The sequence below is a fragment of the Saccharibacillus sp. JS10 genome, from assembly GCF_024436065.1.
Taxonomy (GTDB): Bacteria; Bacillota; Bacilli; order Paenibacillales; family Paenibacillaceae; genus Saccharibacillus.
Window position 1 is genome coordinate 181986 of the sequence record NZ_JANFNS010000005.1, and the last position, 24985, is coordinate 206970.

The window sequence follows — 24985 nt, forward strand, 5'->3', positions numbered from 1 at the left end:
AAAGAAAAGAGGAATCACAATTGTCTAGCTATACACAAAACATTGTCACGATCGGGAATATTGATGGCGTTAGTCTTCAAGGAACCTTTTACCGAGATCACGAAATTCAATCTTATAAAGGCACGATCCTTTATCTACACGGAGGCGGGATGATCTTCGGTCAACGGGACGATCTGCCGGAACTTTATCTGTCGCTGCTGACACAACATGGATACGGCGTACTAGCTGTGGATTACTTGCTTGCTCCTGAAAGCCGGTTGCCGCGCATTATGGAGTCGGTACAGCAGTCGATCGATTGGTTTGTGCAGCAAGGAAAAGAAAAACTGAATATCGATTCCGCTTTTTTTTATCTGATGGGACGTTCGGCGGGAGCTTATCTAGCGCTTTATCATGCGGCGCAAAACCGTTCCGTTTCTGGCATTATCGCGCTGTATGGTTACTACACACTGAGCGAAGCCAGCTTCCACGTGCCGAGTCGGCATTTTCTAAGTTATCCGCCGGTTTCGGAATCCACGATGCAAAGTTTGGTCGGCAAGCATCCTGTGACCGCATCTCATTCCGACCAGCGTTACCTGCTCTATCTGGGTCTTCGTCAGCAAGGAAAATGGTTATCTGCTCTGACGTCCGATCCTGCGGAGTTAAAAGATTATTCGTTAACGAAAACGCAATTTGAATCTTTCCCGCCGACGTTTCTTGCCACTGCCGATCAAGACCCGGATGTCCCAAGCAGACAATCGAAAATGGCGCACAAATGGATTCCCAGCAGCGAACTACACATTGTAGCGTCCGATGAACATGATTTCGACCGTACGCAGCAAGATTCATTAGGAATCGAGATTTATCGGAAAATGGTGGTCTGGTTAGATGCCTTAAATAAAAGTCAATTGCAAACTTAGCTTCAAAACCAAAAAGAGGTTCAACCGTATACGCATACGACTGAACCTCTTTTTCAATACTATTCCTGACTAGCTATTAGCGATGCGCGACTTTTCGGGAACCGGAAGACAAGATCGTGAACAGCACAGTGCCGATCAGCAAAATGATTGCCCCGATATAAAAGCCCCATTCGCCCGAACCCGTCGAGTCGATGATGTACCCGGTCAACGCAGGGGCGATAACCGATGACGACATTCCGAAGAAATTGAATACACCTAATGTCGAAGCGACCGATTTGGAATCGGCTTTATCCGTAATGTACGAAATCAATACCGGATCGACAGCAAGTTTGCCCAAGAAGCCGTATAGAAGCAGTACAAAAGCGAGCAGCCCTGCATTCGGTACAAACACCGACACTGCAATCAAAACGAATGCCGAAAATTCAAGCCCGATAATAATCGCCGGCTTTTTGTCTTTCTTTTTATCCGATAGATTCGCGAAGAACAAAGCCCCCGGAACGGCTGCAACAGCGATCATCGAAGTGATTAAACCGATCATCGAACCTTGAATGCCGCGTTCGGATTCCAAAAACTTCGGCAACCACGTCACGATCAAGTAGTACGCATAGCACGTCGAGAAGTACAAAATATACGAAGCGACAAGTTCTTTGCGGAACAGCCCTTTTTTGACCGGAGCTTCTTCGATAGCCGCTTTGCCTAAAGGCTCGATACTTCCGGCGCTTTCGGCTTTTTCAGCACTTTCCGCTGGCTGCGTATGTTGCGGATTCGGAGCATTTTTTGCCCCCACGATCATGATCGCAAACCAGATTACCAAAAAGACAATCAGTGCCGCCGAGATAAATACCATCGTTTGCCACGGCAAATTCAATTGTTTGACGAGGAACGACGAACCGGTCATTCCCAAGATCAGACCCAGCGCCGAACCCGAGTTTACGATCGCGGTCGCGACCCCTTTTTTCTCGGGAGGAACGTGCTGCGCGGTCAGCGAGAATGCAGCTCCGTAGTACGTTCCGCAGCCGACGCCGGCAAGCACAGAACCGAAATAGATCATCCCTAGATTTTGAGCAAAAGCAATCGATAACACACCGATCGCAAATACGATAAACCCAGGAATCAATATTTTTTTCTGCCCGAACTTATCGACTAAAATCCCCGAAGGAATCTGCAAAGCCGTATATCCGAAAAAGTAACAAGAAGCGATCAAGCCCATTGCGGCATTGCTTTGCGGGCCAATCGTCCCTTGAATTTCCGTATAGATTGGAGACAGCATTGAACGGTATACCCAAATAATCGCCCAGCCCATACAAAACGTAAAGACGACTCTTTTCCAATAGTTTGGAGGGTATACGCTGTGTTTAGCAAGTGTGGACATATCTACCCTACTCTCTTTGTTTGTAGTCTATCGATCGTTTAATACGCCAGTCGCTTCAAAGCTTCGGCTAACGCTTGTACCCCTTGCTGAATATCAACAGCTTCTGTATGTTCCGCAGGATTATGACTGATGCCATCGATCGAAGGCACGAAAATCATGCCTGTCGGCACGCGCGGCGCAAAAATTTGCGAATCATGCCCGGCTCCCGAGTGCATCAATTGGTAGCTCAGGCGGTGGTCTTCACATACGCTTTGGATCGTCTGAATCAGATGCGCATCCATCGGAACCGGCTTCTCGTCCATCCAGTTATCGATCTCGATCTCAATGCCCATACGGCTTGCTAATTCGCGCATATCTTGTTCAATTTCTGCGGTAAAATCAGCAAGCACGTCCGCATCCGTATGTCGGCAATCCATCGTAAATAACGTCTCGCCCGGCACAACATTCACCGTATTCGGCTTCGGCTCTACCCGCCCGAAAGTCAGAACGAGCGGATTGCCTTTGGCTTTCGCTTTGTCGATACTTTGCACGATGATACGCGCCATACATTCGACCGTATCTTGACGGTATTCCATCAAGGTCGTACCTGCATGGTTCGATTGACCTTTGAGCGTGATATTGTAGCGTTTTTGACCGACAATCGCGTTTACGACGCCGACTTTTTTACCTGTGTTTTGCAAAAAGTTTCCTTGTTCGATATGTAGCTCCAAAAAGGCGGCAATCCGGTCGAACTGAGGCGCGCCTTCCAAAAAATCAAAGCCCGCTTGCTTCATCGCATCGGTAAATTTGATTCCTTCGGCATCGACGATCTCTTCGACATCGCGACGCTCGGCAATTCCGAAAATATTTTTCGAACCCCAGAACGCATATGGAAAACGAGACCCTTCTTCTTCTGCCATCGAGATGATTTGCAGCGACTTTTTCGGTTTCCCTTCGGTTTCCAGCAATTCTTTGATCGCGATGTATCCTGCCATGATGCCGAGTTGCCCGTCTAGGCGTCCGCCTTTGACGACCGTATCGACATGCGAACCGGTGGCAATAATTTGTTCCGGTTGCTCCGTACCTTCGATCGTGGCGAATAGATTGCCTACGGCATCAAATTGCACGTTCATTCCGAGTTCTTCGAACTTTTCTTTTAGCGCCTGTTGCGCTTTGATCCAAGATTCGCTATACAGCAAACGAGTCGTCCCCGGTCCTTCGGCATCCGATATGCCCGAAATCCAGTCCATCAACTCATCGATTGTTTGTGGTTTTGATTGGATCACAAAGCTCACCCCGTTATGTTTGATTTTCTACGCTGGGTCGTCTGACCGTTCAACTTTCTACGTTAAGTATAAATACAACCGCTTTCAATATCATTGGTGATTTATACAAAAGGTCTGTGTTCTTTTGTTTACTCTGCACATTTTTTACGGTAAAACGATCAATAACAGTCACAAAAGTGTGCGAAAATCCTAAAAAGCTAAAATAGATCGCTTTCATTTTGGCAGATTAACTGTCATGCTAGTATCATTGAAACTTTGCAAAAAAGAGGTCGAAGAAAGGAAATCCCAATGACAACAATCGCTGAAATTTTGAGTTTGCCTCGTTATTCGGATCTCAAATTGTTAACGAGTCCGCGCTCTGTCGATATTCATAAAAATATTCAAAGCGTAGAAATTTCCGAAACGCCAGATATCGAACATTATATTTCGAGCGACGTGCTGCTGCTTACCACGGCAATGACTTATGCGGACGATCAGCAAGGGCTGATTTCGTTGATCGATTCGCTGATCCGCGCGAAAGCCGTAGGGTTGGGGATCAAAACAGGACGGTTTCTCGGAGAAATCGATCCTGCTGTTATCGCTTATGCGGAGAATGCCGATTTTCCGTTAATCGATATTCCTAACACCTATTCGCTGGGTTCACTTTTGCATCAATTGCTCAATAAAATCTGGGGAACGCAGTACGAAGAAATTTCGTTTGCACTCGATATTCAAAAAAAGTTCTTTAGCCTATTGGTACAAAACGCGAATAACAAAGTCGTGATCAATAAGTTGAGCGAGATTGTCAAAACGCCGATTATTTTGCTGAATCCGTTCAAAGAAATCATGGATCATTCCAAGCAGTTCACTTATTCGCGTAATCCCGCGCAGCATTACGTGAACGAGATCGTGCAGCGCAAACCTGTATTATCGAAACAAAACGATTCTTTTATTATCAGCGCACCCGATGGACGCGAAATCCAAGTATCGATCATTCCGATCCATGTGCATACGTACTTTCCGCATTATCTCGTTATTGTGAATCCCGAGCAAATCCCGTATCCGATCTCAAGTTTTGCGATTGACCAAGCGGCGATGGTGTTATCGTTCGTTCTGTTCAAAAATGAAAAAGTATCGGAATCCCAGCAATCGATCGCAACCGAATATTTCAAAGAATTGATCGATCATCATTCCAGTGCTACGGCTACGCCTCAATCGTTCGAACTCAACACGAAATACGGGTATATCTTGTCGGATCATTATCAAGTCGTGCATGTGTTTGACGAAAAAGCGATTGAAGACACACTGCCTCGGCTGGAGCAAGAAGAACGGTTGATTTTATCGGCTCAATGGTTGCAAAAGCAAGTCGCCGAACTTTTCCCGAATAGCCTGATTCTATTTTTCAGTACAAGCAAAGAAACGATCTTGTTGATCCAACGCGAGACTTCGGATATGGATCAAAAGCTACTGAATCTGCGCCAAGCGCTGATTGAAAATTTGGACATTGCGCTCATGTTCAGCGTCGGCAACCCGTACACCGATTGGAAACGAATCAACCAATCGTATACGGAAGCTCGAATCGTATTCGATGAACGCAAAAATAAGCAACAACCCCAGCCGATCATTCATTATAAAGACAAAGGCATGGTGCAGCTTTTTCATCATTTAGAGAAAAACGATGTCCGGTTCTTTTGCGAAAATATTTTGAAAGATTTTGCTTATCCAAAAGAACCCGCGATGGTCGAACTGCGCAAAACGTTATCCGTCTACCTCGGCGCCCAATGCGAAATCGCGAGTGCCGCAGCGATGTTATTCGTACATCGGAATACGGTCAAATATCGGATTTTGCGCTGCGAAGAAATTCTCGGTCACGCGGTAAACTCGCCAAGTCATTCGCTCAATCTGCGCCTGGCGCTTGCACTCAGTGACGACAATCATTAATTGGATTCAACAAAAAAAGCATGGATACCGGGTAGTCGCAAAAAGCGCCGCTTCGCTTACTACCTTCGGTTTTCCATGCTTTTTTCGTGGTGCTATAGATCGCTACGTTATTTCGTCGTTTTGGCAAAAGCGTCCAAACCTTCGTACCGATCGTAATGAATATCGTCGGATTGTAGGTATTGAATAATCGACTCCGGAATATCCATACCTTCTTCCAGACTTTTCAGATACCGTTCGTGACTGCCTTGACCCGGATATTGCACATGATCGAATCCGGCTGCCGGCTTGATCGCGTTCAGTTCTTTCATCGTACGTGTGATCGAAGCTTGGAAAGGCTGCAATCCGACAAAACGTTCGGGATCGATCAAAATATAAATCTGTCCCAGATTACGTCCTTCTTGCAGATTATGATACATCGAGCTGACGTCTTTGCCGAACGGAAGTCCTAGCAATACGCCGGATAAAATATCGACCATCATCATCAGCCCGTAACCTTTAGGTCCCGCAATCGGCAGCAGACCGCTGACTTGATTCGGATCGGTCGTCGGTGCGCCGTTTTCGTCGACTGCCCATGTATCGGGAATCAGCTTGCCTTTGGAACGTGCATCCAAAATTTTGCCCCAAGCTTGAACCGTCGTCGCCATATCGAAAATAAGCGGGTCTTCGCCTGCGCTCGGCACGCCGAACGCAATCGGATTGGTTCCGTAATACCGTTCGGCGCCGCCGTAAGGCACAACCATCGGATCGGACTGACACATCGAAATGCCGATTAGATTGTTTTGCGCGATTTTGCGTACATAATACGATAACGTCCCGGTATGACCGACTTTGGAGACGCCGACCACTGCTACGCCGCTTTCTTTTGCCATACGGATCGCGGGTTCTAACGCTTCGTTCGCCGCATAATGACCTTGCGTATTATCGCCGTGGAAAATCGCTGTACTGCTTCCGGTTGGCTCGAAGTTCAGCTCCGGCTGTACATTGATTCCGCCTTTATGAATGCGCTCCGCATAATATTCGACACGCACGGCGCCATGCGAATGGATTCCGCAAAGATCGGCATAAACGAGATGGTTGGCGGTTTCTTCGGCTTGCTCTTGCTTTAGCCCAGCTAAAATCAGTTTATTTTGGATTAATTCATGGAGCTGCTGGCTTGAGACCCGGATCATTTTTTCTTCAGTCGTCGACATAGATCAAATCCCCTTTTTCAACAGATTAAACGCCGGGGTTGCGGTTGGCGTCTTTCGAATACACATAAGCGAGCTTTTCTGTCCGATGCGTCGCGTAAGCGGCTTGCGGCGTGTATGCCGCCATAAAGATATAGTCGCCTTTTTCGACCGGATACCAGTTGTTGTCCAAATTATACATCCCTTGACCGGACAAAATATAGGCGCCATGCTCTTGGTAATGCGTTTCTACGTAGCCGTGACTTGCCGCCGGAGAAAACTCCAAAATGTGCATATTCATATCGAAGCCCAAGTCGTCGGTCGGCAGCAGGTTCCAGAACAATACGTCTTTCATCCCTTCGTATTCGATCGGCTCGATATCCGCGCGGTTGCCGACGACTTTGTGAGCTTGGTGCCCTTGCAGCGGATCGTATTTGCGTTGATACAAAAAGGCTTCGGTCATTTCGGTTTGTGCATTTTCAAAATACATCTTCTCGCCAACTGGGAAAAAGGCATAGCCGCCGTCTGTCAGTTCATGTTGCTCGGTGTCGTCGCTAACTTTCAGTTTACCGGAAATGACATAGACGAATGTCTCAATGCCTTCGCCGCCGAATCCGAGCGTGTTTTTGCCTCCTTCTTGGAACTCCGCGATAAAGTCGGAAAAGCTTGCTCCGAGTCGCGGGGAACCGAGGATGCTGATTCTTGTATGTTCAAAGCCGGGTACGACGTTATTGACTAATCCGTCATGCGGTAATATGGCGTAATTATTTTTTTTGACGACTGCGCGCGAATGTAAAGCTCCGTCCAGGTAACCGATATTGTTGTTTTTGTAGCCCATGTTTATCGTCCTTTCCATGAGTGGAATGACAGCCGGAATCACTGTTCTTCATCATTGTAAACGCTCGTTGTTCGGGTCAACCAGTTTCAAAATGTACAATTGTGAAAGGAAAGTTGTTGATGTTGAACAAAAAGCGGCGTGAAAAAAGAGCCTACAGATTTTTGTAGGCTCTTTTGCAGTGGGAAGCGAGAAGACTTCGAGGGGAATTCGTTTCGGTCGCTTGTTGAAATCGGGAAAATTTGATTGGAATTTGATTGTTGTTTTCCCGATTTCAAAGGCGAACGCTAAAGCATATGCTTCCGAAGTGCATTTCTTCGAAATGCTTGACCTCCACTGAATTCCCCTCTCCGTCTTCTCGCTTCCAGTTACGTTTGAGGGTGGTAGATCACTACAAAAACTTAAGACTCGCTCACTCCGGTGAGTTTCACGGATAGCTCCCAAAGGCGCTTCGCTTCTTCGGGATCAGTCGCGAAGTCTTTGACGCCGAAAAAGTCGCCGTTGTCTGGGGCTGGATCGGCGATATCGCAGTCTTCGCAGTAGACGCCGCCTTTGCCTTCCAATTGCGGCGAGGTGGCTGCCCAGATTTGGGTTGCGGCGCCTTGTTCCGGGGTTTTGAAGCCGGGCTTGATCGCGCCGTCTTCTTCGTCGGTTACGTTAATCGCGACTTGTTCTTCGTAATTGAGATGACGTTTTAGCTGAGTCATGATGCTGCCGGGATGTACGGAGAAAGCACGCACGCCGTCCGATGCTCCTCGGCGGTCTAGTTCGACAGCGAATAGAGCATTTGCGGTTTTGGATTGACCGTAAGCTTGGAATTTATCGTAATTGCCTTCGAAATTCAGATTATCCCAACGGATTGCAGAGAAATGATGCCCTGCCGATGAAGTGACGACGACGCGGGCGCCGCCGTCCGCGATCAGCAGCGGCATGATGCGATGAATCAATGCAAAATGACCGAGGTGATTGGTCGCGAATTGGAGTTCCCAATTTTCGCCGACGCGTGTCTCGGGGCTTGCCATGATTCCTGCGTTAAGCAGTGCTAAGTCGATACTGCGTCCGCCAGCTAGCAGACGGTCTGCTAATTTTTCTACGCTGTTAAGATCGGAAAGATCAAGTTCTTCGACTTCGACATGTTCGATGCCGACTAGAGCTTTTTGCGCGGTTTCCAAGCGACGAGCCGGCACGATGACATGCGCTCCGGCTTTCACTAACGCTTTTGTCGTTTCAAGTCCAAGACCTGAGTAGCCGCCCGTTACAAGAGCAAGCTTGCCCGATAAGTCGATGCCTTCAAGCACTTCGTCTGCCGTACTTTCGAAGCCGAATCCTGAATTTAATTTATGTTGGGGGGTCTTCGTATACGTCTGTTCCATATTGATTTCCTCCTTGTAGATCTTGCAAAGTATTTGTCATGCTTAGTATATGTTATCAGCTTCTACTAATCAGAAGCAAAATCTGCTTTCATAACTTGTATTCAAAGATTTACAACTTGGATACAATTCGTTTTTAAATTCGATACATTCGCAGGGTAATCTGTAATCAGAAGGCAAGAGCAACATACACAACCTACACATTTTAAGGAGATGAATCATTATGAATTACAAACAATTTATCGCAGCTTCGCTCGCAGCAGGTGTGCTTTTGACAGGAACAATCTCGGCTCAGACCGCTTCGGCAGCCGGCGTAACCTCGCCAACAGTCGCTACCGCTTCGGCAACTACGGCTAAAGCTCAAAAAGCAAACTTCACGCTGACGGACATTCCGTATTCGGCGGCTCAATACAAACAAATCGTCAAAGCTTTTGGTCAGTTCGACGGCTTCGAGACTCCTTATGTGCCTTCGCGCATGATTACAGGCGATGCGTTCAAAAACGTAGCCATATCTGCGGATAGCGTGACATTTTCGTTCAAATATATGAAAGTATCGGTATCTCCGCGTGACGATTCCTACGGATACAAAGGAACAACCATAACTCTGCCGAATTCCAACAATGTCAAAGGGAAATGGTATAAAGTCGGAAAAACGGATATGCTAACGTTCCCGCTCAAAGACCGTTTCGTCACGATCTACGCGCCTTACCATTCCTTGAGCAAAACAAAATTGGAACATGTCGCGACCGAAGTAACTCGCTACCAGCCTTAATCGGAATTAAAAAACATAAAGAAAGAAGCTCGCACACTGTGCAGGCTTCTTTTTCTTTTCCTTCATTTAGATACGATTAAGCGCCGCTCACTCCGGTCAGCTCTACCGACAAATCCCATAGACGTTTCGCTTGTTCGGGATCGACCGCGTAATCTTTGACGCCTACGCGCTCTCCTTCTTGCGCAGGTTTGGAGATATCGCAATCTTCGCAATACACGCCGCCTTTGCCTTCAAGCTGAGGAGAAGTTGCCGCCCATAATTGCGTTGCGGCTCCTTGCTCCGGTGTTTTGAAGCCCGGATTCACGCCTTTCCCGTCTTCATCCACCCAGTTCAGCGCCACCATCTCTTCACGGCTCATATGACGCTGGAGCGGAGTCAAAATCCCGCCCGGATGTGCCGCGAAAGCACGTACGCCTTGCGAAGCTCCGCGTCGATCCAACTCTACCGCGAATAGCGAGTTCGCCGTTTTCGATTGCCCATAGGCTTCGAATTTATGATAATTGCCTTCAAAGTTCAGATTGTCCCAACGAACCGGCGAGATATGGTGCCCTGTCGAAGAAGTCGCCACGACTCTGGCTCCGTCGCCTGCGGTCAGCAGTGTCCACAACCGATTCACCAGCGCAAAATGTCCCAAATGGTTCGTCGCAAATTGGAGTTCCCATCCCGGGCCTACCCGCGTTTCCGGGCTTGCCATCACTCCTGCATTCAATAGGGCTAGGTCGATACTGCGTCCGCTTTCCAGCATTTGCTCCGCAAAAGCTTCAACACTGCTCAGATCGGATAGATCCAGCTCATAGATCTCTACGTTTGGCGTATCCGCAAGTGCTTCTTTTGCAGCTTCGGGGCGCCGAGCCGGTACGATCACATGCGCTCCTGCTTTCACTAACGCTTTGGTCGTTTCCAGACCGAGACCGGAATACCCGCCCGTAACGAGCGCAAGTTTGCCGGACAGATCGATTCCTTTTAACACGTCGTCCGCAGTACTGCGAAGACCGAAACCGGATTGTATCGAATGTTGCGGTGTTCGAGTATAAGATTGTTCCATATTGAATCGCTCCTTTTGAGTTGGCATGTACGCTTTACTCTTTAGAGTTTACTCCTCCCGACCACCCCCAAGTCAAGTTTGCCGAATATGTCACGATAGATATAACAAATTAAAAGATATAAAAATCAAATATTGTCCGTCTTATCTATATCTATTCATTTGAAAAACGGCTAAAGGAGCTTCAGCATGCAAAAACAACGCAAACTTCTCTCTCTCATTACTACGATTTATACGTTATTTATTCTGTATTGTATGTTTTTCGCTTTTGGTCGAGGAGGTTCTGCTTCGAACACTAGCGAATACACCTTTATTTTTGTACCGGGGAACTTTTTGAAATTGCCGACTCTGCCCGATCTGCTTCCTCCGACTCTGATGGATCTGGTGAGTATCGGAAATATCGCAGCGTTTATTCCGTTCGGGATTTTGATTCCTTTGCTGCGTCCGATCTCGTTCGTTCGTTTCCTGATCGGATTTCTTTTGGCAATTCTGATTCTGGAGACGGTTCAAGCATTGACGTTCCTCGGCAGTTTCGATCTGGACGACGTCTTACGCAATACGCTCGGCGCGTGTATCGGATTCGCGGCTTACCGAATAGCTGTTCGCGGACAAGATATGCGGCGGAAAATTGGACTTGCGTGCATGTCCGTTGCGGTTCTGTTTATGGCGGTATGGTTCGTCGGTTTCGGAATCGACAAAGCGTTCGCCAAAACCCCCGCGCCCTTTACCGCCGTTACCGAAAAAGAAGGCGGTAGCCCGGAAGCGGCTATGAGCGAAAAGCTTCAACCTTTCGAAATCGGAGGGCAAAAGATCGTTCCTGAGTTCAACGTCTACGATTCCGGAACCTCGTCCAAACAAACGTACACGTATGATTTTGGTCAAAAACAACTTCGATTCCGTTTTCAATACGGTATTCCCGACGGAGCCGACTTTAAAGGCTCAATCAGTGCTTCCGTAGACGGCAAAGAGATTCTCTCCAATTCCGAAGGGTATCAAGGACATACTGCTCAAATATTCGAATGGGAATTCGAAGAAGGCGGCGTACTGACGATCACCGTGGAAGGAAACGAGAAAGTATGGGACGTCGGCTATGAAGAAATGAAGCATTTCTGGGAATAGATCGTTCGGAATTTGCTTAAAGTCAAAAAGCGATAAGGAGGTTGGATACAGCGCCGCGGCGTATAGGGAATCTGTATCGCACAAGGTCAAGGCGGCTTGCAATTAGATATGATTCGGAGGAACACCAAAATAAAAAGCCGTCAGCGCGATTAAACGCCGACGGCTTGTTTTGTTTATGAGACGAATAGCTCAGACTGCTTTTTCCGGTTTTGGTACTTCGACTCCGTTCAAGATCAAACGCAAGTTAATATCTGCTTTGAGCGAGTCGGAGACCGCGCAGTATTTCTCTTCCGCCATCAATAACGCTTTCCAGATCCGATAATCGGGAACGCTGCCGTCGATACGGAAAAACAGATCGATCGACGTGAAGCCCGACGGATTCGTTTCTTTACGCGTTCCGTTCGCTTCGATCTCGATACGCGTAATATCGGACAAAAACCGGTCCAAAATCATCGTGATATCGATGCCCATACAGCCTCCGAGTCCAGCCAGCAGTAGCTCCATCGGAGTCATGCCTTCGCCGTTCCCGCCGTATTTCGGGGTCGCGTCCATGCCTACGGAATAACCGGACGGCCCGGTCGAGTCAAACTTGCGGCCGCCTTTCCAGATTGTCGATACATTCATGATAAGCTAACCTTCTTCCTTAGACTTTATTCATACTTAAACTTTACTTGTACTTAAACCTTATTCATACTTAAATTTCATTAATCTGACGCAAGAACTTGCGTGTTCGTTCTTGCTGCGGATCTTCGAAAAAGCGCTGCGGTGCAGCTTCTTCGATGATATTTCCTTCCGCCATCAGCACGACTTTGCTTGCCACTTCGCGGGCGAACTTCATCTCGTGCGACACGACCAGCATGGTCATGCCTTCTTGAGCCAGCTCGCGCATGACGCTGAGCACTTCGCCGACCAGTTCCGGATCTAGCGCAGAGGTCGGTTCGTCAAACAGCATAACGGCTGGCTCCATCGCCAGCGAACGGGCGATCGCGACCCGCTGCTGCTGCCCGCCCGAGAGACGGGACGGGTAGTAGTCTTCCCGCTCCGCAAGCCCGACGCGGTGCAGCAGTTTGCGTCCGATGGCTACGGCTTGTTCTTTGGGCAGCTTTTTCACCGTGATCAAGCCTTCTATCACATTGCCGAGCGCGGTCATATGCGGATACAAATTGAACTGCTGGAATACCATGCCGCTCTGTCTGCGAATCTCTCGCGTCGCCTGCTGACGCGCCCGCTTGGAAGCCGTCGCATCAACTATAATTCCGTTGACTTCGAAACTACCGCCCGAAATGTCTTCCAAGCCGTTCAAGCATCGCAGTAGCGTACTTTTCCCCGAACCGCTTGGCCCCAGCACGACTACGATATCCCGCGCCGCGACTTGAAGATCGATACTTTTGAGCACTTCGAGATTCTGAAAATGTTTGGACAAACCTGTCGTCGTGATCATCGCTTCATCTCCATGTTCAGTAAGCTTTCTCTAATCGGCGTTCGAAGCGTTCCAAAATAAAGGACAGCCCCGTGCTCATGATCCAATACATTACGCCGATCGCCAGATAAAAAGGCATATATTGATAGTATTGAGCGATTAACAACTGCGCTTGGCGAAGCAGTTCGCTGACCGTGATAACCGAAACGAGAGACGTTTCTTTGAGCATGCCGATAAACGTATTGCCCATCGGCGGAATCGCGATACGCATTGCTTGAGGCAGCACCACCCGGCGCATCGCCTGCCAAGGCGTCATCCCGGTCGAATAAGCGGCTTCCAACTGCCCTTTGGGAACCGAGAGAATCGCGCCGCGAAATGTCTCGGACAAATACGCGCCGGCATTCACGCTAAGCGCGATATAGGCCGCCGTAAGAGAACCGAGCGTGATACCATAGTCCACGACGCCGTAATAAATAATGACGATCTGGACGAGAAGCGGCGTACCTCGAATGATCGAGACATAGACGCGAGCCAGCCAACGAATCGGTCGATTGCCTTTGAGTCTGGCAATCGCGACGACCAAGCCGATCATCAGTCCGAAAAACATCGACACGATCGTCAGCAGCAAGGTAAAGCCTGCGCCCTTCAGCAAGAAGGGCAGATTGTCGAATACGATCTGCATGAATTCTACCGCCTTTCTGCCGGAGGGCGAATGTTTTGATCTTTATTTGGACGGTGCTTCGCCGAACCATTTTTTGAAGATCGTATCGTAAGTGCCGTCTGCTTTCATATCCGCCAATGCTTTGTTCATCGATTCTTGCAGCTCGGCGTTGTCTTTGCGAAGAGCGATCCCCGCTTCGTCCGATTTAATCGGCTCGCCTACTGCTTTGATTTTGAAGCCGTTCTCGTCCACGATCGGCTTCAGCGCATACAGATTATTGATCGTCGCGTCGATGCGACCCGCATCCAGATCTTTCAGCGATGTAATGACGTCGTCGTAGGTTTTGATCTCGAAATCGCCGACTTTCGGCAGCACTTCGGTGCGCAGGTACGTCTCGTCGTTGGTTCCGAGCCCTACGCCGACTTTTTTACCTTTGAAGTCGTCCAGCTTGGTAATATCGTTGTTGTTTTCGTTCACGATGATTTTGACTTCGTTCGTAATATAACCGTCCGTGAAATCGATTTGTTTTTTGCGCTCGTCCGTAATCGTTACCTGACTGACCACGATATCGAACTTTTTGGCTTGCAAGCTTGGGATCAATCCAGAGAATTCTTGAGTCGTGAATTCCGCTTTGACTCCGATACGTTTAGCGATTTCTTTGGCGATATCCGGATCGAAACCGTCAACTTCTTTTTGTTCGTTCAAGAATGTGTAAGGCGGATAAGTCCCCATCGTGCCGACCTTGATTACGCCGGCTTTTTTGATCTGCTCCAATTCGTTACCGGATGCTGCTCCCGAATTCGAATTTCCTCCGCATGCGCTCAGAATGAGGCTTAATGTCGTCAATGTCGCGAGGGTCATGCCTGCCAATTTACGTTTCATCATCTTTTTTATCCCCTTATCCTTATCTTGATTTTCCTAATAATCCATAGAACTCGAAATTCGCCAATTCGCTCGCCAACTGCTCGGCAGTCGATTCGGCAATTTTGCTGTGCATCTCGCCTGAATCGAACAGCCAGCGCGACAACAACCCTTCGCACATGCTCATCAAGAGAGCGGCGCGAAGTTCGACATCGATACTTTCCGGCAGCATATGCAGCTCTTTCGCTCTGCGAATATTACGCCGGAAACCCTGCTCCATCGCGTTCCGGGCGTCAGAGATACTTTGGCGGATCGTCTGATCCGCTCCGTTGCCCATCAGCAGAATTTCCATTAAGTGACGATTTTGCTGGGCAAAACCAAACAATCGAAGAAACAAAGCTTCCGAAGCCTGCACCATATCGTCCAGTTCTCCGGGATCTTGGCGATAGCCTTGGTCGATCACTTGAAGCAACCGTCCCTTGCCCTGCTCGATAATATCCAACCCAATGGCTTCTTTGCTTTTGAAATGCCAATAAAAAGTGCCTTGCGCGACGCCCGCTTCGGATACGATGTCCGATATCTTCGTTTGATGATAGCCGAGCCTGGCGAACTTCTCTAGCGCGATCTCCATCAATTGAGCTTTTCGATCAATCGATTCTTTATTTTTTTCCTCATTGGATTCATCGTTAGGCAACCTGCATCTCCTCCCCGATTGACGAGTCAGTCAGTATTTATTTTTAAATCCTATGGGATAACTCAGGTATTGTCAAGCAGATTTGTTTAGCCTACTATTTCCTACAAAAAAAGAAGCCCGCGTATATGCGTAGCTTCCTTTTATCTAACTTTATGATTGATGATGTACAAGATGCCTCCGAAAAGAAATCCGCCGAATATCATACTAATGACGATGCTCGTCAATGCGGTTAAAAGCAGCTGTTCAGTTGTATTCGGAATATTGATTAGCAATAGTACCGCACAGCATATACTTGGAATCCAAAAAGATTTGGAACGTAGAAAATAGATCATGGTCTGCTCCCTTGATTTTGTATATGTAGTCTAGTTACTTGGCGTCGGTTCGTAAAACAAAAGCAAACGTTTTGTTATCATCCTCGTTGATCAACTTAAACCCTCGAATGATATTGCCCGGTTCGTGATCTGTAGAATCCGAACTGTAGGCAGTCAGCGGATTCATAGGAACGGTAAAAGTTACGATGCCTTTTTTAGCTTCTGCGGTCACTGGAAAAGGTTCGCTACTTGCGAATTTCGAAGTTCCGTCTTCATTTAGAATCAAATCTTGAACTTGATAACGGCTTGAAGAAGAATCAGGTAGCGCTACAGAAATCTTTTCTTCTGATTTCACGTAAGGTAACTCGGAAGGCTTTTGAGAAATGAGACGTTGGAACAGAGTTTTATCATTTTCTTCCACCTTCAAAGCCGAAATCTTCGTCTGATCTTGGTCTTGAACACATCCGGTTAAAAGCAAAAAAAGGACGACACCGAAACTCCATTTTTTCATTATCTTTTTTTATCCTCCGTCATTCAAAAATTACTTTATATCCAATGAACGAGTGTAGATTTTGCTTCGTTACGTTTCAGGATGAATTTTTTAACAAAAAAAAACCTGCTCTAAAGCGCTAGTTTCTTTGACGTTATGGCTTTTATAGAATTCGAGTCATTTTCGCAAAAGGTTCTCCGCTTTGAAAGCCGACTCTCTGATACAAAGCTTCTGCCGGGTTGCCTACTGTGACACATAGCTTAACAACAGGAGCATGTAAACGCGCTTGAGCCTTAACGTGACGCAGCATGAATTCTGCAATTCCTTTTCCTCGATAAGCAGGCAAGACCGCTATATCTGCAATTTCTGCAAAACCAAGAGGCATCTTCTCGCCAATCCCAGCCATACAAACTCCGACAATCTCTGATTTATTTTTATCCAGGATGTATACAGAAAGAGGTTCATGGCGATACACATCCAGCACATATTGAATATCTTTGAGTACTTCTTCTTCGCTCGGCGTGCCAAAAGTCTGATAATCAATGCCTCCGGTATAAGAAGACTTTAATAGCTTCTGAACGAAATGCAGATTTGTCGTCTCGTCTAAACGTTGCAAAATCAACCCTTCTTCAATTTCAAACGTTTGTTCTCCGCCAGTCGGGCAACACATTACTTTACGCGTACTTTGAACCTGAAAACCATGTCTGATCAAAACCGCAATATCAAGTTGTAAAACTCCATTAATCCGCATAATTTGTTCGTTAGGATCGCTTAATAAACCTGCCCAGAATTGTTCCCGATCCATAAAAGGCGGAATTATAAATGGATATATCAGCGTATCGCCAAGCTTTATAATCCCGCCGATCCTTACCCCGTCTTTGACAATCCAGAAGCAGTCTTGTGTGAATTCGGTATCATCCAATCGTCCAGTCCAGTCATACCACATCTCCAGATCCGTATTGGAATAGATCACTTGGTTGACGGCAAACTCTTCTTGATCGGCACGTTCCCATTGATAAAAAGTCATATGTAGTTCCTCGCATTCGTAAATGATGGAAGCTCAATCGATTTATCATAAACGAATTGGAGGTTGATAAATGAACCGTTCTTGCTCGGAATTCGATTATACCAATAGCTCTTTATTTCAAAGACCCATTTCTAGTCGCTTTCTGATACTCTCCGTTTACTTCAACTGCAATAGCTTCGCTAGATTCTATGCCTTTAATTTCAAACAATTTGCTCCCAACAGGTGTATCATTGGCTTCTTCGTTACCCCCTGGCATAGGCGTGGCTACACGTTTCACTTCACCAAGCTGATTTCCAATATCGTCTTGCGTGACTGTTTCTACAGATAATCCATAAAGCGTATCATCTAAAGAAACGACACTGGGATAAGTTTCTTCCGATCCAATGGAACATCCCGCTAATATCACAATAGAAAGAAAAACAGGTAGTAGTGATTTCAATACTTTACGCCTCCATTATCATGAGGAATATTTATCTAATAAAACAACTTTTATACTTATATAGTATTGAAGAATGTAGCATTAAAAGTAAAGCGATATCTATCCAGTACTTTTTATTTCATCGAAAAAGTCTACTTTTATCGCCGGTTTCTCTACTTATTTTCCTACATTCACAATTTTGCCAATCCACCCCGGCTCCGTTGTCGCTGCACGCACCAGACTATCCGCGCAATCTGCAAAAGATAAAGGTTGAAACGGAGCAATACGGGCTGCCGGGCCTGCGGTATAACTCAAAGTAGCTTCTGCATGGCTCAGCCCTGCCGGTCTGACAATCACCCAATCCAGATTGCTCCGTTGTACCGACTGCTCCGCTGCCCTTTTGTCTGTGATCGCTTTAGAGAACACACGGCGATTGATGCCCAACATCAAGCGACTGCCTACAGACAACTCTTTTCCATCGCTCAGACCAATGCCGCTTTGCATGACAAAGCGCTTAACTCCGACGCGTCGGCATGCTTCCACAATGTTCGGGATCCCTTCCGACATTACGGTACCCGGCGAGAAGTTTGACGTTAACGTATTCATGATTCCTTTCGACGTAGAACCGCCGGAAGGGCCGATACAACTGATCACGACATCGACTCCCGCAATCGCTTCGGCTAGGCTCGATCCGTTCAATACGTCTCCTTTTCGAATGATAAGTCTTTTTTGCGGAGAAATCTGTTCCGGTCTCCGCGCCACCGCTACCACTTCGTGACCTAACTGAAGCGCTCTTTCCACCGTATGCTTCCCTGTTCCCCCCGTTGCTCCAATGATCGCGATTTTCATGTGAACGACTCCTTCTGGTTTTTGATTGCGATGATTCTCTTGCTTTTACTTTCTCTAAAATGCACAATTGTGTAATAAGTAACGCCTATGTACAATTGTATAAAGGAATAGCAAGTCTACAAGTAGCAAAAAATCAGAGTTCGCGTATTAATTCACAGATCATGGGGTATTGTGCATGTATTTCAGAGGAAAGTCGGTGAGCATTTTATGTTGAACTTAGATCGAAGAGTACGCAAATCGCGGGAAGCGATAAAAGGTGCTGTAATTGAACTGATGATTGAAAAAAACTTCGATCAGATCACGCTGCAAGACATTTCAGATCGAGCAGATGTTAGCCGTAGGACGGTCTACCTGCATTACGTAGACAAATTCGATCTTTTGGACAAACTTCTCGAAGAACATATCCAAGAGCTACGGGAATTTTGCGATCAGGTAGAAGCTGCTGAACATGAGAAGATTGTTTTGTTGTGGTTTGAGTATTTGGAGAAACATTATTCGTTCTTTTCGGCGATGCTTAAAAGTAAAGGAAGTCTGTTTTTCCATAATCGATTTCTTGAATTTTTCCTTGAAGAGTTGGGGAAGAACGAACATGATTTGCCTGAAAAGAATGATCCAAAACCAACAGACGGCGAGATCGTGGATATGCAGTTTTTGGGAGCCGCTATTGTGGGGATTGTGGAATGGTGGTTCAAAAATGACCAACCTCTTTCGCCTTCGTTTATGGCAGAGAGAGTCGGAGTGTTGCTGAAAAGGAATCTGCTTGATGAATAATAAAAAGCCCGCGACGAACGCGGGCTTTGCTTTTTTAACCTAATCGGCTTTTTAGAAAACGACGAATCAACGCCGCGCTAATATCCAAATCTTCTTCCAACGGGAAATGCCCGGTATTCAACAAATGTACCTCTACATCTTCCAAATCATCCATGTACGCAAGAGCTCCTTTGACACCGAAAAACATATCGTTTTTTCCCCATGCAACCAATACAGGTGGCTGGTGCTTGCGGAAATATTCGTGCCATGTCGGGTATTGCTTGAGATTGTTCTGATAGTCGTAATAAAGCGCAAGCTGAATATCTTGATTTCCAGGTCGATCCAGATGGATTTGATCGTTGTTCCAGTTGTCTGGGCTGATACTTTCGGGATCGCGTGTACCGTTCACGTATTGAAGCTTTGTGATCGGGAGGGCTAATAAATCAATCACGCCTTGGCGAACATCCGTATTCTCCGGAGTTTTCCAATACGCTTGAATAGGCGCCCATGCCGACTCTAATCCGATTTCATAAGCGTTACCGTTTTGCGTGATGATCGCTTGTACGCGCTCTGGGTGCATGACTGCCAGACGATAACCGACAGGAGCGCCGTAATCATGTACATAGAGGCTGTATTTATCCAGATTCAATTGCATAACAAAAGCATTCATCAGATTCGCTATGCTATCAAACGTATAACTAAACTCCGTCATAGAAGGTTGGTCGCTATTGCCAAAGCCCGGATAATCGGGAGCGATAACATGATAATCACCTGCTAACTGAATAATCAGCCGACGATACATATGGGAGGACGACGGGAACCCATGTAACAATAAAATCGTCGGATTGCTCCGGCTGCCCGCTTCTCGGTAAAACACATTCAATCCTTCTACGACCGCATACTTATGTTTCACGTTCATTAGAATCACCTCGTTTTGGAATAGAGAATAGAACCTGCAGGATTCTGTCTTGTTTCGAATTATACATACAGGTCTGTATAGTTTCAAGTCTTTTATTTTTATTTTGATTTGCAATTGCATTCACCGAGTTTTATTATAAAAGTATACAAGTCTGTATATGTTGAAAATATAGAGTTAAATAAAAGAACGGAGATTCTCAAATGGTCAATAAAAGTAAAAAAGAGCAGATTTTGCGCGTAGCATCGAATCTTTTCAATAAGCAAGGGATTCGCGCTACCGGAGTCGATCAAGTGGTGGCAGAGTCACAAGTTGCTAAAATGACTTTATATAATCATTTTCCGTCGAAAGATAAGCTAGTATTGGCGTATTTGGAAAGACAAGACGAACAATGGCGAGGTTGGTTTCAGTCTTCTGTCGAACAACGCGAAGATACGCCGCAAAAGCGGCTGCTAGCGGTATACGATGTATTGGGCGAATGGTTTGCAGCGCCGGAATTTACGGGTTGCGCCTTTATTAAAACAGCATCCGAGTATTTGGATCATAGCCATCCGTACTTTGAAGCCACGCAGCGGTATAAAATCATATTGAAAAACTATATTCGGGAACTGGTAGAGCAGTCCGATTTCAAAAAACCTGAAGCGTTGGCAAGCGCATTGTATTTGCTGGTGGAAGGCGCAATTACGGCATATATGCTGCAATCCGATACGGAATCTGCCGATCATGCCAAAAATGCAGCCGCTATCTTGATCCAAAATTTCAAAGACAATTGATGCTTAGATATATGTTAAAAAACACAAAAAAGCCCGCGTCTATCGCGGGCTTTTCTGTTTCTTTATTCATCCTGCATGTAGCAAGATTTTGTTGTACCTTTCGCTGCCTTTTACGCTGTTTCCGGCAACTTTTTAACATCGCTATCGTCGGAAGAAGAGACCAGATCGCTCAGTCCTACGATCAAGCTTTCAAGTTCGCGGAAACTATCGACCATTTGTTTCGTAAGGTTTCTCTGTTCATCCATGCCTGCCAAGATTTCTTCTGCCGCCGCGCTGGATTGCTCCGTCAGACCCGAAATCTCTGTAACTTCGCCTACGACATGCCCCGAAGAATCTTTCATTGTCACCGAACTGCTTTCGATATACGAAGCCTGTGTCAACACATCGCGGGAACTTGCATCAATCGCGCGGAACGCTTGCTCTGCCGTATGAACGACGTCACGGCTTTCTTCAAGAGAAGCTCGCATGCTATCGAAACGACCCGTCAACTCGCTTGTGCGTCCTTGGAGACGTGCGAGGATCGCGGCAACGTCTGTCGCTGACTTGCCTGAATGTTCGGCAAGCTTGCGAACTTCGTCGGAAACGACAGCGAATCCTTTGCCATGCTCGCCTGCGCGTGCTGCTTCGATCGCCGCATTGAGCGCAAGCAAATTCGTTTGACGCGCGATATCGGAGATACCGTTTAGAATAGCCGTCATCGATTCGCTTTCTTGACTAAAGCTCTGCATATCGTCGGCTGCCGTCTTCATCGCTTCGTAGAGATCGTCCATTCGCGTGTTCAGCATATCCATTTTGGAACTTCCGACTTGCGTACTTCCAGCCATATCCGCAGAGATGTCTTTCATTTGCTGCGAATAAGCCGCTACGTTCTGAATATGCCCATCTGTCAAAGCCAGCGATTCCGAAATTTCGGCTACGCTAGCCGCTTGCACTTCAACGCCTCGCGCAACCTCGCCAAAGCCTAATGTAATCTCGTCCGAGATCGTAACCGTATTATTGACTTTCTGCTTGAATCCGTCCGTAAATTCGGTCAACCCTTCTACCGATTCTTTGACACGGTTCAGCATAGCTTCTACGCGTGCTTGCGACTCTTCGACTTTTTCCCGACGCTTCTCGCCGCTCAAGAACAGCTTTTTGTTCACATTCGATACCGTGATCAAGATAATGCCTGACACGGCGAACATGCTCAAATTCGTCAGATCATTAAAAAGAACAGTCGGATCTGACGCAGGCTTGATCATCATATGAACGATAAAATAAACCAACGTTATTCCAAAAGAGATATTGTAATATTTAGTGTCAGGATACAGCAGCAAAGGTAGCAAGATCAAAATGCCCTGTATAAAGTTGATCTGTTCGAGGTTAATCCCGATCGCGCTTAGAATGACCCATGCTGTAATCACCCAAGGGATGACACGGACACCTTTTTTGGTAAAACTAGCAATCGTAACGCCCACAGGAATAATCAGCGAGATCAATACAACCGGCAAAAATTCTGGGACGATGAAAGCCAATGCCATGCTGATGCAGAGAATCGCCCACATCATACAAACTACCAATCTGTTGCGTTTCCAAAGAATACTGTCTTTACGATCCATTTTCCGATTCCGCCTTTTTCGTCATGATGAAGTTTCTTTTTTAATCTAGAACGTTTTCGGTAGGCAGATTGTTTCCTTGTCGATATAGCGCAGCGCTCTCTATCATTCGGAAACCTTCATATCGCATACTTTTACGTATCACTTCCTACATATCGGAATATTTCGACAAGTTATTAAGCTTTTAAGAAATTTCTTCATCATTCGACAAAGATGCGCCTTTTTGAATCGAAAAAGTAGATGTTTGATAGGTAAATTAGGCGTTGATATCGAGCATAGCCGGGAGATCAATCTCTTTGACGCAAGCCGCCGGGGATAAACCGATCAGGCAGTTGGTTAAATCGACGACGTCCTGCAAAGGAATACGCGTCCCTTCATAAGCTTCTAACGCACGCTCCCGCCCCTCGCTATACGGAATTTCCGCAGCCAATTCACCCGGATTAATGCAAGTTACAGCAATCCGATCTTCACGCAAATGTTCGCGCAATGCTTCTCCGATGCCGCGAAGCGCAAATTTCGAAGCTACGAAAGTGACTTGAGTATTGTTGGCATTACTCAATCCCGCTGTTGAACCGATGAGGATGATCTTGCCGGAATCAGACTGACGCAGGTTAGGTAAAAGTCCCTGCAAACACACAATCGCAGAAGTAATATTGGTCTGAATCATACGGCTGATATGCTCAGGTGCGTCTTGATCGAAGGTGTAGTGATTCTCGAAGCCTTCTTTTTCCCAAATGCCTACATTATAAATGGCGACGTCTAGACGCTCTCGTTGAACGGAATTGAAAATGGTATGGGCGGATTCCGGTTGGGACAAGTCGGCTTGAATCCAGATTCGCTTCACACCGTCTTGCAGCTCAAGGCTGGATGGACGACTCCGCGATACTAACCATATTTTATCCCCGCTCTTCGCCAGGCCTCTTGCAAAAGCATCTCCGAGTCCTTGACTGGCTCCGAAAATCAGGTAACTTTTCATGATGGATTCTCCTTTACTTGCTTTTTGATTTGCTGGTAACGTTCATCCATGCTTGCTCACTTTGTTAGCATATAATAGTCGATTTAACTTGTAATGAAGATTTGATTAAAAGCGGGTTTTGGGATAGTGATTGGTGACCAACATGCCGGAATTGTAGTTAAAGTCATGAAACGACAAAAAAGCCCGCGTACCCCGCGGGCTTCCCTACTCCAAACCGTCTTACACTTCTTCACCCGTCCCGATCGGATTATCGTCATACGAAATCCAATCGCTCCAACTACCCGGATAAAGCCTCACTCGGCTATATCCAGCTTCTTCAAGCGCCAAAATATTCGGCGTTGCGCTCATACCTGCCGCGCAATACACAACAATCTCCGCATCTTTATCTACAGATTCGAAGTGCTTTTCCAGTTGTTCCTTGCTTTTATACGACCCATCTTCATTAAATAAATCCATCCAAAAGAAATTGATGGCTCCCGGAATATGACCACCTACCCGGTCGATCGGTTCTTTTTCACCCAGATACCGATCATGTGAACGAGAGTCGATCAATACAGGTGTGAAGAATGTTGCTTTATTGCTTGTCGCGGAAGTCTCGATGTCTTGCACCGGCACTTCTCCATGCTCCGCCGCTATTTGTTCCTCAACGCCTTCGACGATCTGTTCCGCCTTAATTGTACCGACAATCCGCTGCACTTCGTTCACGTCTGTAACCAAATGATGCTGAACGTTAGGAACAAAAGTAGCCGGAACACGCACCGCCTGTTTATTGTCTACAATAAAATCGGCTTCTTTCCAGCCTTTCAATCCACGATCCAGCACGGCAACCTTCTCATGCCCGATCCAGCGAAGCATCCACCAAAGGCGAGCGCCGAACATACCGCCTTCTTCATCGTATACAATCACTCGCGTATCATTGCTGATGCCGGCTTTCGCAAGTTTGGCTGCGAATTCTTCCGGCTCCGGCAACGGAAAACGTCCTCCGTGCTGAGCAAGCGGCGCCGACAGATCTTTGTCTAAATCCATATAGATCGCGCCTGGAATATGCTCCTTTTCAAAAGCTTCTCGTCCCGCGTCCGGTTGTCCAAAAATGTAACGGCAGTCCACGATCGTTTGTTCCGGCTCGTAGAGACGTGCTAATAGCCATTTTGGCGATACAATATTTTGCATCTTATTTCTCCTCTCGACCTACGAAACTTTTCATTTAGAATAGCATTTTCATTTTTCAAAAGCTAATTTGTGTCCTTTTAAAAACAATCCTGAAATTTTTTCGATTTTGTGAACCCTAACGTGATACTGCACGCTTACTAAAGGTTATGGTATAGTATCTAGTAATACATTTAGGGAGGAGGCAACAGACTTGGGAAGGCGTTTAACTATATAGCTTCGTTGACCACCGTTTCTTTGACCTGTCTCTTTCATACGGAATCCGCATTAAAGAGGCGAAACTGCTTGATACGTTAACCCATTATCTGGAGGTGAATCCC

25 protein-coding genes are annotated in these 24985 nt (G+C 46.6%); 6 read left to right on the forward strand and 19 right to left on the reverse strand.

Annotation, left to right across the window (positions count from 1 at the left end; genetic code table 11):
- Positions 1-20 precede the first annotated feature (20 nt).
- Positions 21-896, forward strand: coding sequence for an alpha/beta hydrolase (locus NOM90_RS15740; RefSeq protein ID WP_255943293.1), 876 nt, complete (start codon positions 21-23; stop codon positions 894-896).
- A gap of 76 nt (positions 897-972) precedes the next feature.
- Here the strand turns inward: NOM90_RS15740 and NOM90_RS15745 are convergent, their stop codons facing one another.
- Both NOM90_RS15745 and allC read right to left on the reverse strand, forming a co-directional pair.
- The gene (locus NOM90_RS15745) at positions 973-2268 is read right to left on the reverse strand and encodes an MFS transporter (RefSeq protein WP_255943295.1); all 1296 of its coding nucleotides are present in this window, start codon (positions 2266-2268) and stop codon (positions 973-975) included.
- A 38-nt stretch (positions 2269-2306) separates the two neighbouring features.
- Positions 2307-3533, reverse strand: coding sequence for an allantoate deiminase (gene allC / locus NOM90_RS15750; RefSeq protein ID WP_255943297.1), 1227 nt, complete (start codon positions 3531-3533; stop codon positions 2307-2309).
- A 288-nt stretch (positions 3534-3821) separates the two neighbouring features.
- Between allC and NOM90_RS15755 the strand changes: the two genes are divergently transcribed.
- Positions 3822-5453: a PucR family transcriptional regulator gene (locus NOM90_RS15755; RefSeq protein ID WP_255943300.1), complete on the forward strand. Its 1632-nt coding sequence runs from the start codon at positions 3822-3824 to the stop codon at positions 5451-5453.
- 107 nt (positions 5454-5560) lie between these two features.
- On the opposite strand, the gene allD is transcribed toward NOM90_RS15755, so the two are convergent.
- From allD to NOM90_RS15770, 3 genes are all read right to left on the reverse strand, one after another.
- A complete protein-coding gene (allD, locus tag NOM90_RS15760; protein ID WP_255943578.1) occupies positions 5561-6619 on the reverse strand; it encodes an ureidoglycolate dehydrogenase in 1059 nt (352 codons plus the stop codon).
- Positions 6620-6668: 49 nt separating this feature from the next.
- The gene (gene allE, locus NOM90_RS15765) at positions 6669-7457 is read right to left on the reverse strand and encodes a (S)-ureidoglycine aminohydrolase (RefSeq protein ID WP_255943303.1); all 789 of its coding nucleotides are present in this window, start codon (positions 7455-7457) and stop codon (positions 6669-6671) included.
- 398 nt (positions 7458-7855) lie between these two features.
- Complete coding sequence (locus NOM90_RS15770; protein WP_255943305.1) at positions 7856-8827, reverse strand: SDR family NAD(P)-dependent oxidoreductase; 972 nt, start codon at positions 8825-8827, stop codon at positions 7856-7858.
- A 220-nt stretch (positions 8828-9047) separates the two neighbouring features.
- On the opposite strand from NOM90_RS15770, the gene NOM90_RS15775 reads away from it, so the two are divergent.
- Positions 9048-9596, forward strand: a complete 549-nt coding sequence (locus tag NOM90_RS15775) for a hypothetical protein (protein WP_255943308.1) — start codon at positions 9048-9050, stop codon at positions 9594-9596.
- Between the two features lie 76 nt (positions 9597-9672).
- Here NOM90_RS15775 and NOM90_RS15780 read toward each other — a convergent pair whose 3' ends face one another.
- A complete protein-coding gene (locus tag NOM90_RS15780; protein WP_255943309.1) occupies positions 9673-10641 on the reverse strand; it encodes an SDR family NAD(P)-dependent oxidoreductase in 969 nt (322 codons plus the stop codon).
- 186 nt (positions 10642-10827) lie between these two features.
- Between NOM90_RS15780 and NOM90_RS15785 the strand changes: the two genes are divergently transcribed.
- Positions 10828-11757: a VanZ family protein gene (locus tag NOM90_RS15785; RefSeq protein ID WP_255943311.1), complete on the forward strand. Its 930-nt coding sequence runs from the start codon at positions 10828-10830 to the stop codon at positions 11755-11757.
- Between the two features lie 189 nt (positions 11758-11946).
- Here NOM90_RS15785 and NOM90_RS15790 read toward each other — a convergent pair whose 3' ends face one another.
- The 9 genes from NOM90_RS15790 to NOM90_RS15830 all read right to left on the reverse strand — a co-directional run bounded on the left by NOM90_RS15790 (position 11947) and on the right by NOM90_RS15830 (position 18488).
- Positions 11947-12381: an OsmC family protein gene (locus tag NOM90_RS15790; RefSeq protein WP_255943313.1), complete on the reverse strand. Its 435-nt coding sequence runs from the start codon at positions 12379-12381 to the stop codon at positions 11947-11949.
- 70 nt (positions 12382-12451) lie between these two features.
- Positions 12452-13198 (reverse strand): amino acid ABC transporter ATP-binding protein, encoded by a 747-nt coding sequence (locus NOM90_RS15795; protein ID WP_255943315.1) that lies wholly within the window; start codon positions 13196-13198, stop codon positions 12452-12454.
- A gap of 16 nt (positions 13199-13214) precedes the next feature.
- The gene (locus NOM90_RS15800) at positions 13215-13859 is read right to left on the reverse strand and encodes an amino acid ABC transporter permease (RefSeq protein ID WP_255943316.1); all 645 of its coding nucleotides are present in this window, start codon (positions 13857-13859) and stop codon (positions 13215-13217) included.
- A gap of 42 nt (positions 13860-13901) precedes the next feature.
- A complete protein-coding gene (locus tag NOM90_RS15805) occupies positions 13902-14720 on the reverse strand; it encodes a substrate-binding periplasmic protein (RefSeq protein WP_370866634.1) in 819 nt (272 codons plus the stop codon).
- A gap of 22 nt (positions 14721-14742) precedes the next feature.
- Positions 14743-15423: a TetR/AcrR family transcriptional regulator gene (locus NOM90_RS15810; protein WP_370866635.1), complete on the reverse strand. Its 681-nt coding sequence runs from the start codon at positions 15421-15423 to the stop codon at positions 14743-14745.
- A gap of 336 nt (positions 15424-15759) precedes the next feature.
- Positions 15760-16215: a hypothetical protein gene (locus tag NOM90_RS15815; protein ID WP_255943317.1), complete on the reverse strand. Its 456-nt coding sequence runs from the start codon at positions 16213-16215 to the stop codon at positions 15760-15762.
- Positions 16216-16357: 142 nt separating this feature from the next.
- Positions 16358-17221, reverse strand: a complete 864-nt coding sequence (locus NOM90_RS15820; protein ID WP_255943318.1) for a GNAT family N-acetyltransferase — start codon at positions 17219-17221, stop codon at positions 16358-16360.
- Between the two features lie 112 nt (positions 17222-17333).
- Entirely contained in the window at positions 17334-17660 is a 327-nt protein-coding gene (locus NOM90_RS15825) for a hypothetical protein (RefSeq protein WP_255943319.1), read from the reverse strand.
- 156 nt (positions 17661-17816) lie between these two features.
- Positions 17817-18488: an NAD(P)-dependent oxidoreductase gene (locus tag NOM90_RS15830; RefSeq protein ID WP_255943320.1), complete on the reverse strand. Its 672-nt coding sequence runs from the start codon at positions 18486-18488 to the stop codon at positions 17817-17819.
- 207 nt (positions 18489-18695) lie between these two features.
- On the opposite strand from NOM90_RS15830, the gene NOM90_RS15835 reads away from it, so the two are divergent.
- Positions 18696-19259 carry a TetR/AcrR family transcriptional regulator gene (locus tag NOM90_RS15835; RefSeq protein ID WP_255943322.1) on the forward strand — a complete coding sequence of 188 codons (564 nt, stop codon included), beginning with the start codon at positions 18696-18698 and terminating at the stop codon, positions 19257-19259.
- 34 nt (positions 19260-19293) lie between these two features.
- On the opposite strand, the gene NOM90_RS15840 is transcribed toward NOM90_RS15835, so the two are convergent.
- Positions 19294-20157, reverse strand: a complete 864-nt coding sequence (locus NOM90_RS15840; RefSeq protein WP_255943324.1) for an alpha/beta fold hydrolase — start codon at positions 20155-20157, stop codon at positions 19294-19296.
- Between the two features lie 200 nt (positions 20158-20357).
- Here NOM90_RS15840 and NOM90_RS15845 point away from each other — a divergent pair, with 200 nt between their 5' ends.
- Positions 20358-20927, forward strand: a complete 570-nt coding sequence (locus NOM90_RS15845; protein ID WP_255943326.1) for a TetR/AcrR family transcriptional regulator — start codon at positions 20358-20360, stop codon at positions 20925-20927.
- A 110-nt stretch (positions 20928-21037) separates the two neighbouring features.
- Here NOM90_RS15845 and NOM90_RS15850 read toward each other — a convergent pair whose 3' ends face one another.
- From NOM90_RS15850 to NOM90_RS15860, 3 genes are all read right to left on the reverse strand, one after another.
- The gene (locus NOM90_RS15850) at positions 21038-22525 is read right to left on the reverse strand and encodes a methyl-accepting chemotaxis protein (protein WP_255943329.1); all 1488 of its coding nucleotides are present in this window, start codon (positions 22523-22525) and stop codon (positions 21038-21040) included.
- Between the two features lie 253 nt (positions 22526-22778).
- Positions 22779-23498, reverse strand: coding sequence for an SDR family NAD(P)-dependent oxidoreductase (locus tag NOM90_RS15855; protein WP_255943331.1), 720 nt, complete (start codon positions 23496-23498; stop codon positions 22779-22781).
- Between the two features lie 219 nt (positions 23499-23717).
- On the reverse strand, positions 23718-24668 hold the full coding sequence (locus NOM90_RS15860; protein ID WP_255943332.1) for a sulfurtransferase: 951 nt from the start codon (positions 24666-24668) through the stop codon (positions 23718-23720).
- Positions 24669-24985: the final 317 nt, after the last annotated feature.

What these genes read in the sequence shown, in the direction of transcription:
- NOM90_RS15745 (WP_255943295.1), bottom strand. Translation starts at nt 2,268, where the DNA reads ATGTCCACACTTGCTAAACACAGCGTATACCCTCCAAACTATTGGAAA.
- NOM90_RS15755 (WP_255943300.1), top strand. Translation starts at nt 3,822, where the DNA reads ATGACAACAATCGCTGAAATTTTGAGTTTGCCTCGTTATTCGGATCTC.
- allE (WP_255943303.1), bottom strand. Translation starts at nt 7,457, where the DNA reads ATGGGCTACAAAAACAACAATATCGGTTACCTGGACGGAGCTTTACAT.
- NOM90_RS15770 (WP_255943305.1), bottom strand. Translation starts at nt 8,827, where the DNA reads ATGGAACAGACGTATACGAAGACCCCCCAACATAAATTAAATTCAGGA.
- NOM90_RS15775 (WP_255943308.1), top strand. Translation starts at nt 9,048, where the DNA reads ATGAATTACAAACAATTTATCGCAGCTTCGCTCGCAGCAGGTGTGCTT.
- NOM90_RS15780 (WP_255943309.1), bottom strand. Translation starts at nt 10,641, where the DNA reads ATGGAACAATCTTATACTCGAACACCGCAACATTCGATACAATCCGGT.
- NOM90_RS15785 (WP_255943311.1), top strand. Translation starts at nt 10,828, where the DNA reads ATGCAAAAACAACGCAAACTTCTCTCTCTCATTACTACGATTTATACG.
- NOM90_RS15790 (WP_255943313.1), bottom strand. Translation starts at nt 12,381, where the DNA reads ATGAATGTATCGACAATCTGGAAAGGCGGCCGCAAGTTTGACTCGACC.
- NOM90_RS15795 (WP_255943315.1), bottom strand. Translation starts at nt 13,198, where the DNA reads ATGATCACGACGACAGGTTTGTCCAAACATTTTCAGAATCTCGAAGTG.
- NOM90_RS15800 (WP_255943316.1), bottom strand. Translation starts at nt 13,859, where the DNA reads ATGCAGATCGTATTCGACAATCTGCCCTTCTTGCTGAAGGGCGCAGGC.
- NOM90_RS15805 (WP_370866634.1), bottom strand. Translation starts at nt 14,720, where the DNA reads ATGAAACGTAAATTGGCAGGCATGACCCTCGCGACATTGACGACATTA.
- NOM90_RS15815 (WP_255943317.1), bottom strand. Translation starts at nt 16,215, where the DNA reads ATGAAAAAATGGAGTTTCGGTGTCGTCCTTTTTTTGCTTTTAACCGGA.
- NOM90_RS15820 (WP_255943318.1), bottom strand. Translation starts at nt 17,221, where the DNA reads ATGACTTTTTATCAATGGGAACGTGCCGATCAAGAAGAGTTTGCCGTC.
- NOM90_RS15830 (WP_255943320.1), bottom strand. Translation starts at nt 18,488, where the DNA reads ATGAAAATCGCGATCATTGGAGCAACGGGGGGAACAGGGAAGCATACG.
- NOM90_RS15835 (WP_255943322.1), top strand. Translation starts at nt 18,696, where the DNA reads ATGTTGAACTTAGATCGAAGAGTACGCAAATCGCGGGAAGCGATAAAA.
- NOM90_RS15840 (WP_255943324.1), bottom strand. Translation starts at nt 20,157, where the DNA reads ATGAACGTGAAACATAAGTATGCGGTCGTAGAAGGATTGAATGTGTTT.
- NOM90_RS15845 (WP_255943326.1), top strand. Translation starts at nt 20,358, where the DNA reads ATGGTCAATAAAAGTAAAAAAGAGCAGATTTTGCGCGTAGCATCGAAT.
- NOM90_RS15850 (WP_255943329.1), bottom strand. Translation starts at nt 22,525, where the DNA reads ATGGATCGTAAAGACAGTATTCTTTGGAAACGCAACAGATTGGTAGTT.
- NOM90_RS15855 (WP_255943331.1), bottom strand. Translation starts at nt 23,498, where the DNA reads ATGAAAAGTTACCTGATTTTCGGAGCCAGTCAAGGACTCGGAGATGCT.
- NOM90_RS15860 (WP_255943332.1), bottom strand. Translation starts at nt 24,668, where the DNA reads ATGCAAAATATTGTATCGCCAAAATGGCTATTAGCACGTCTCTACGAG.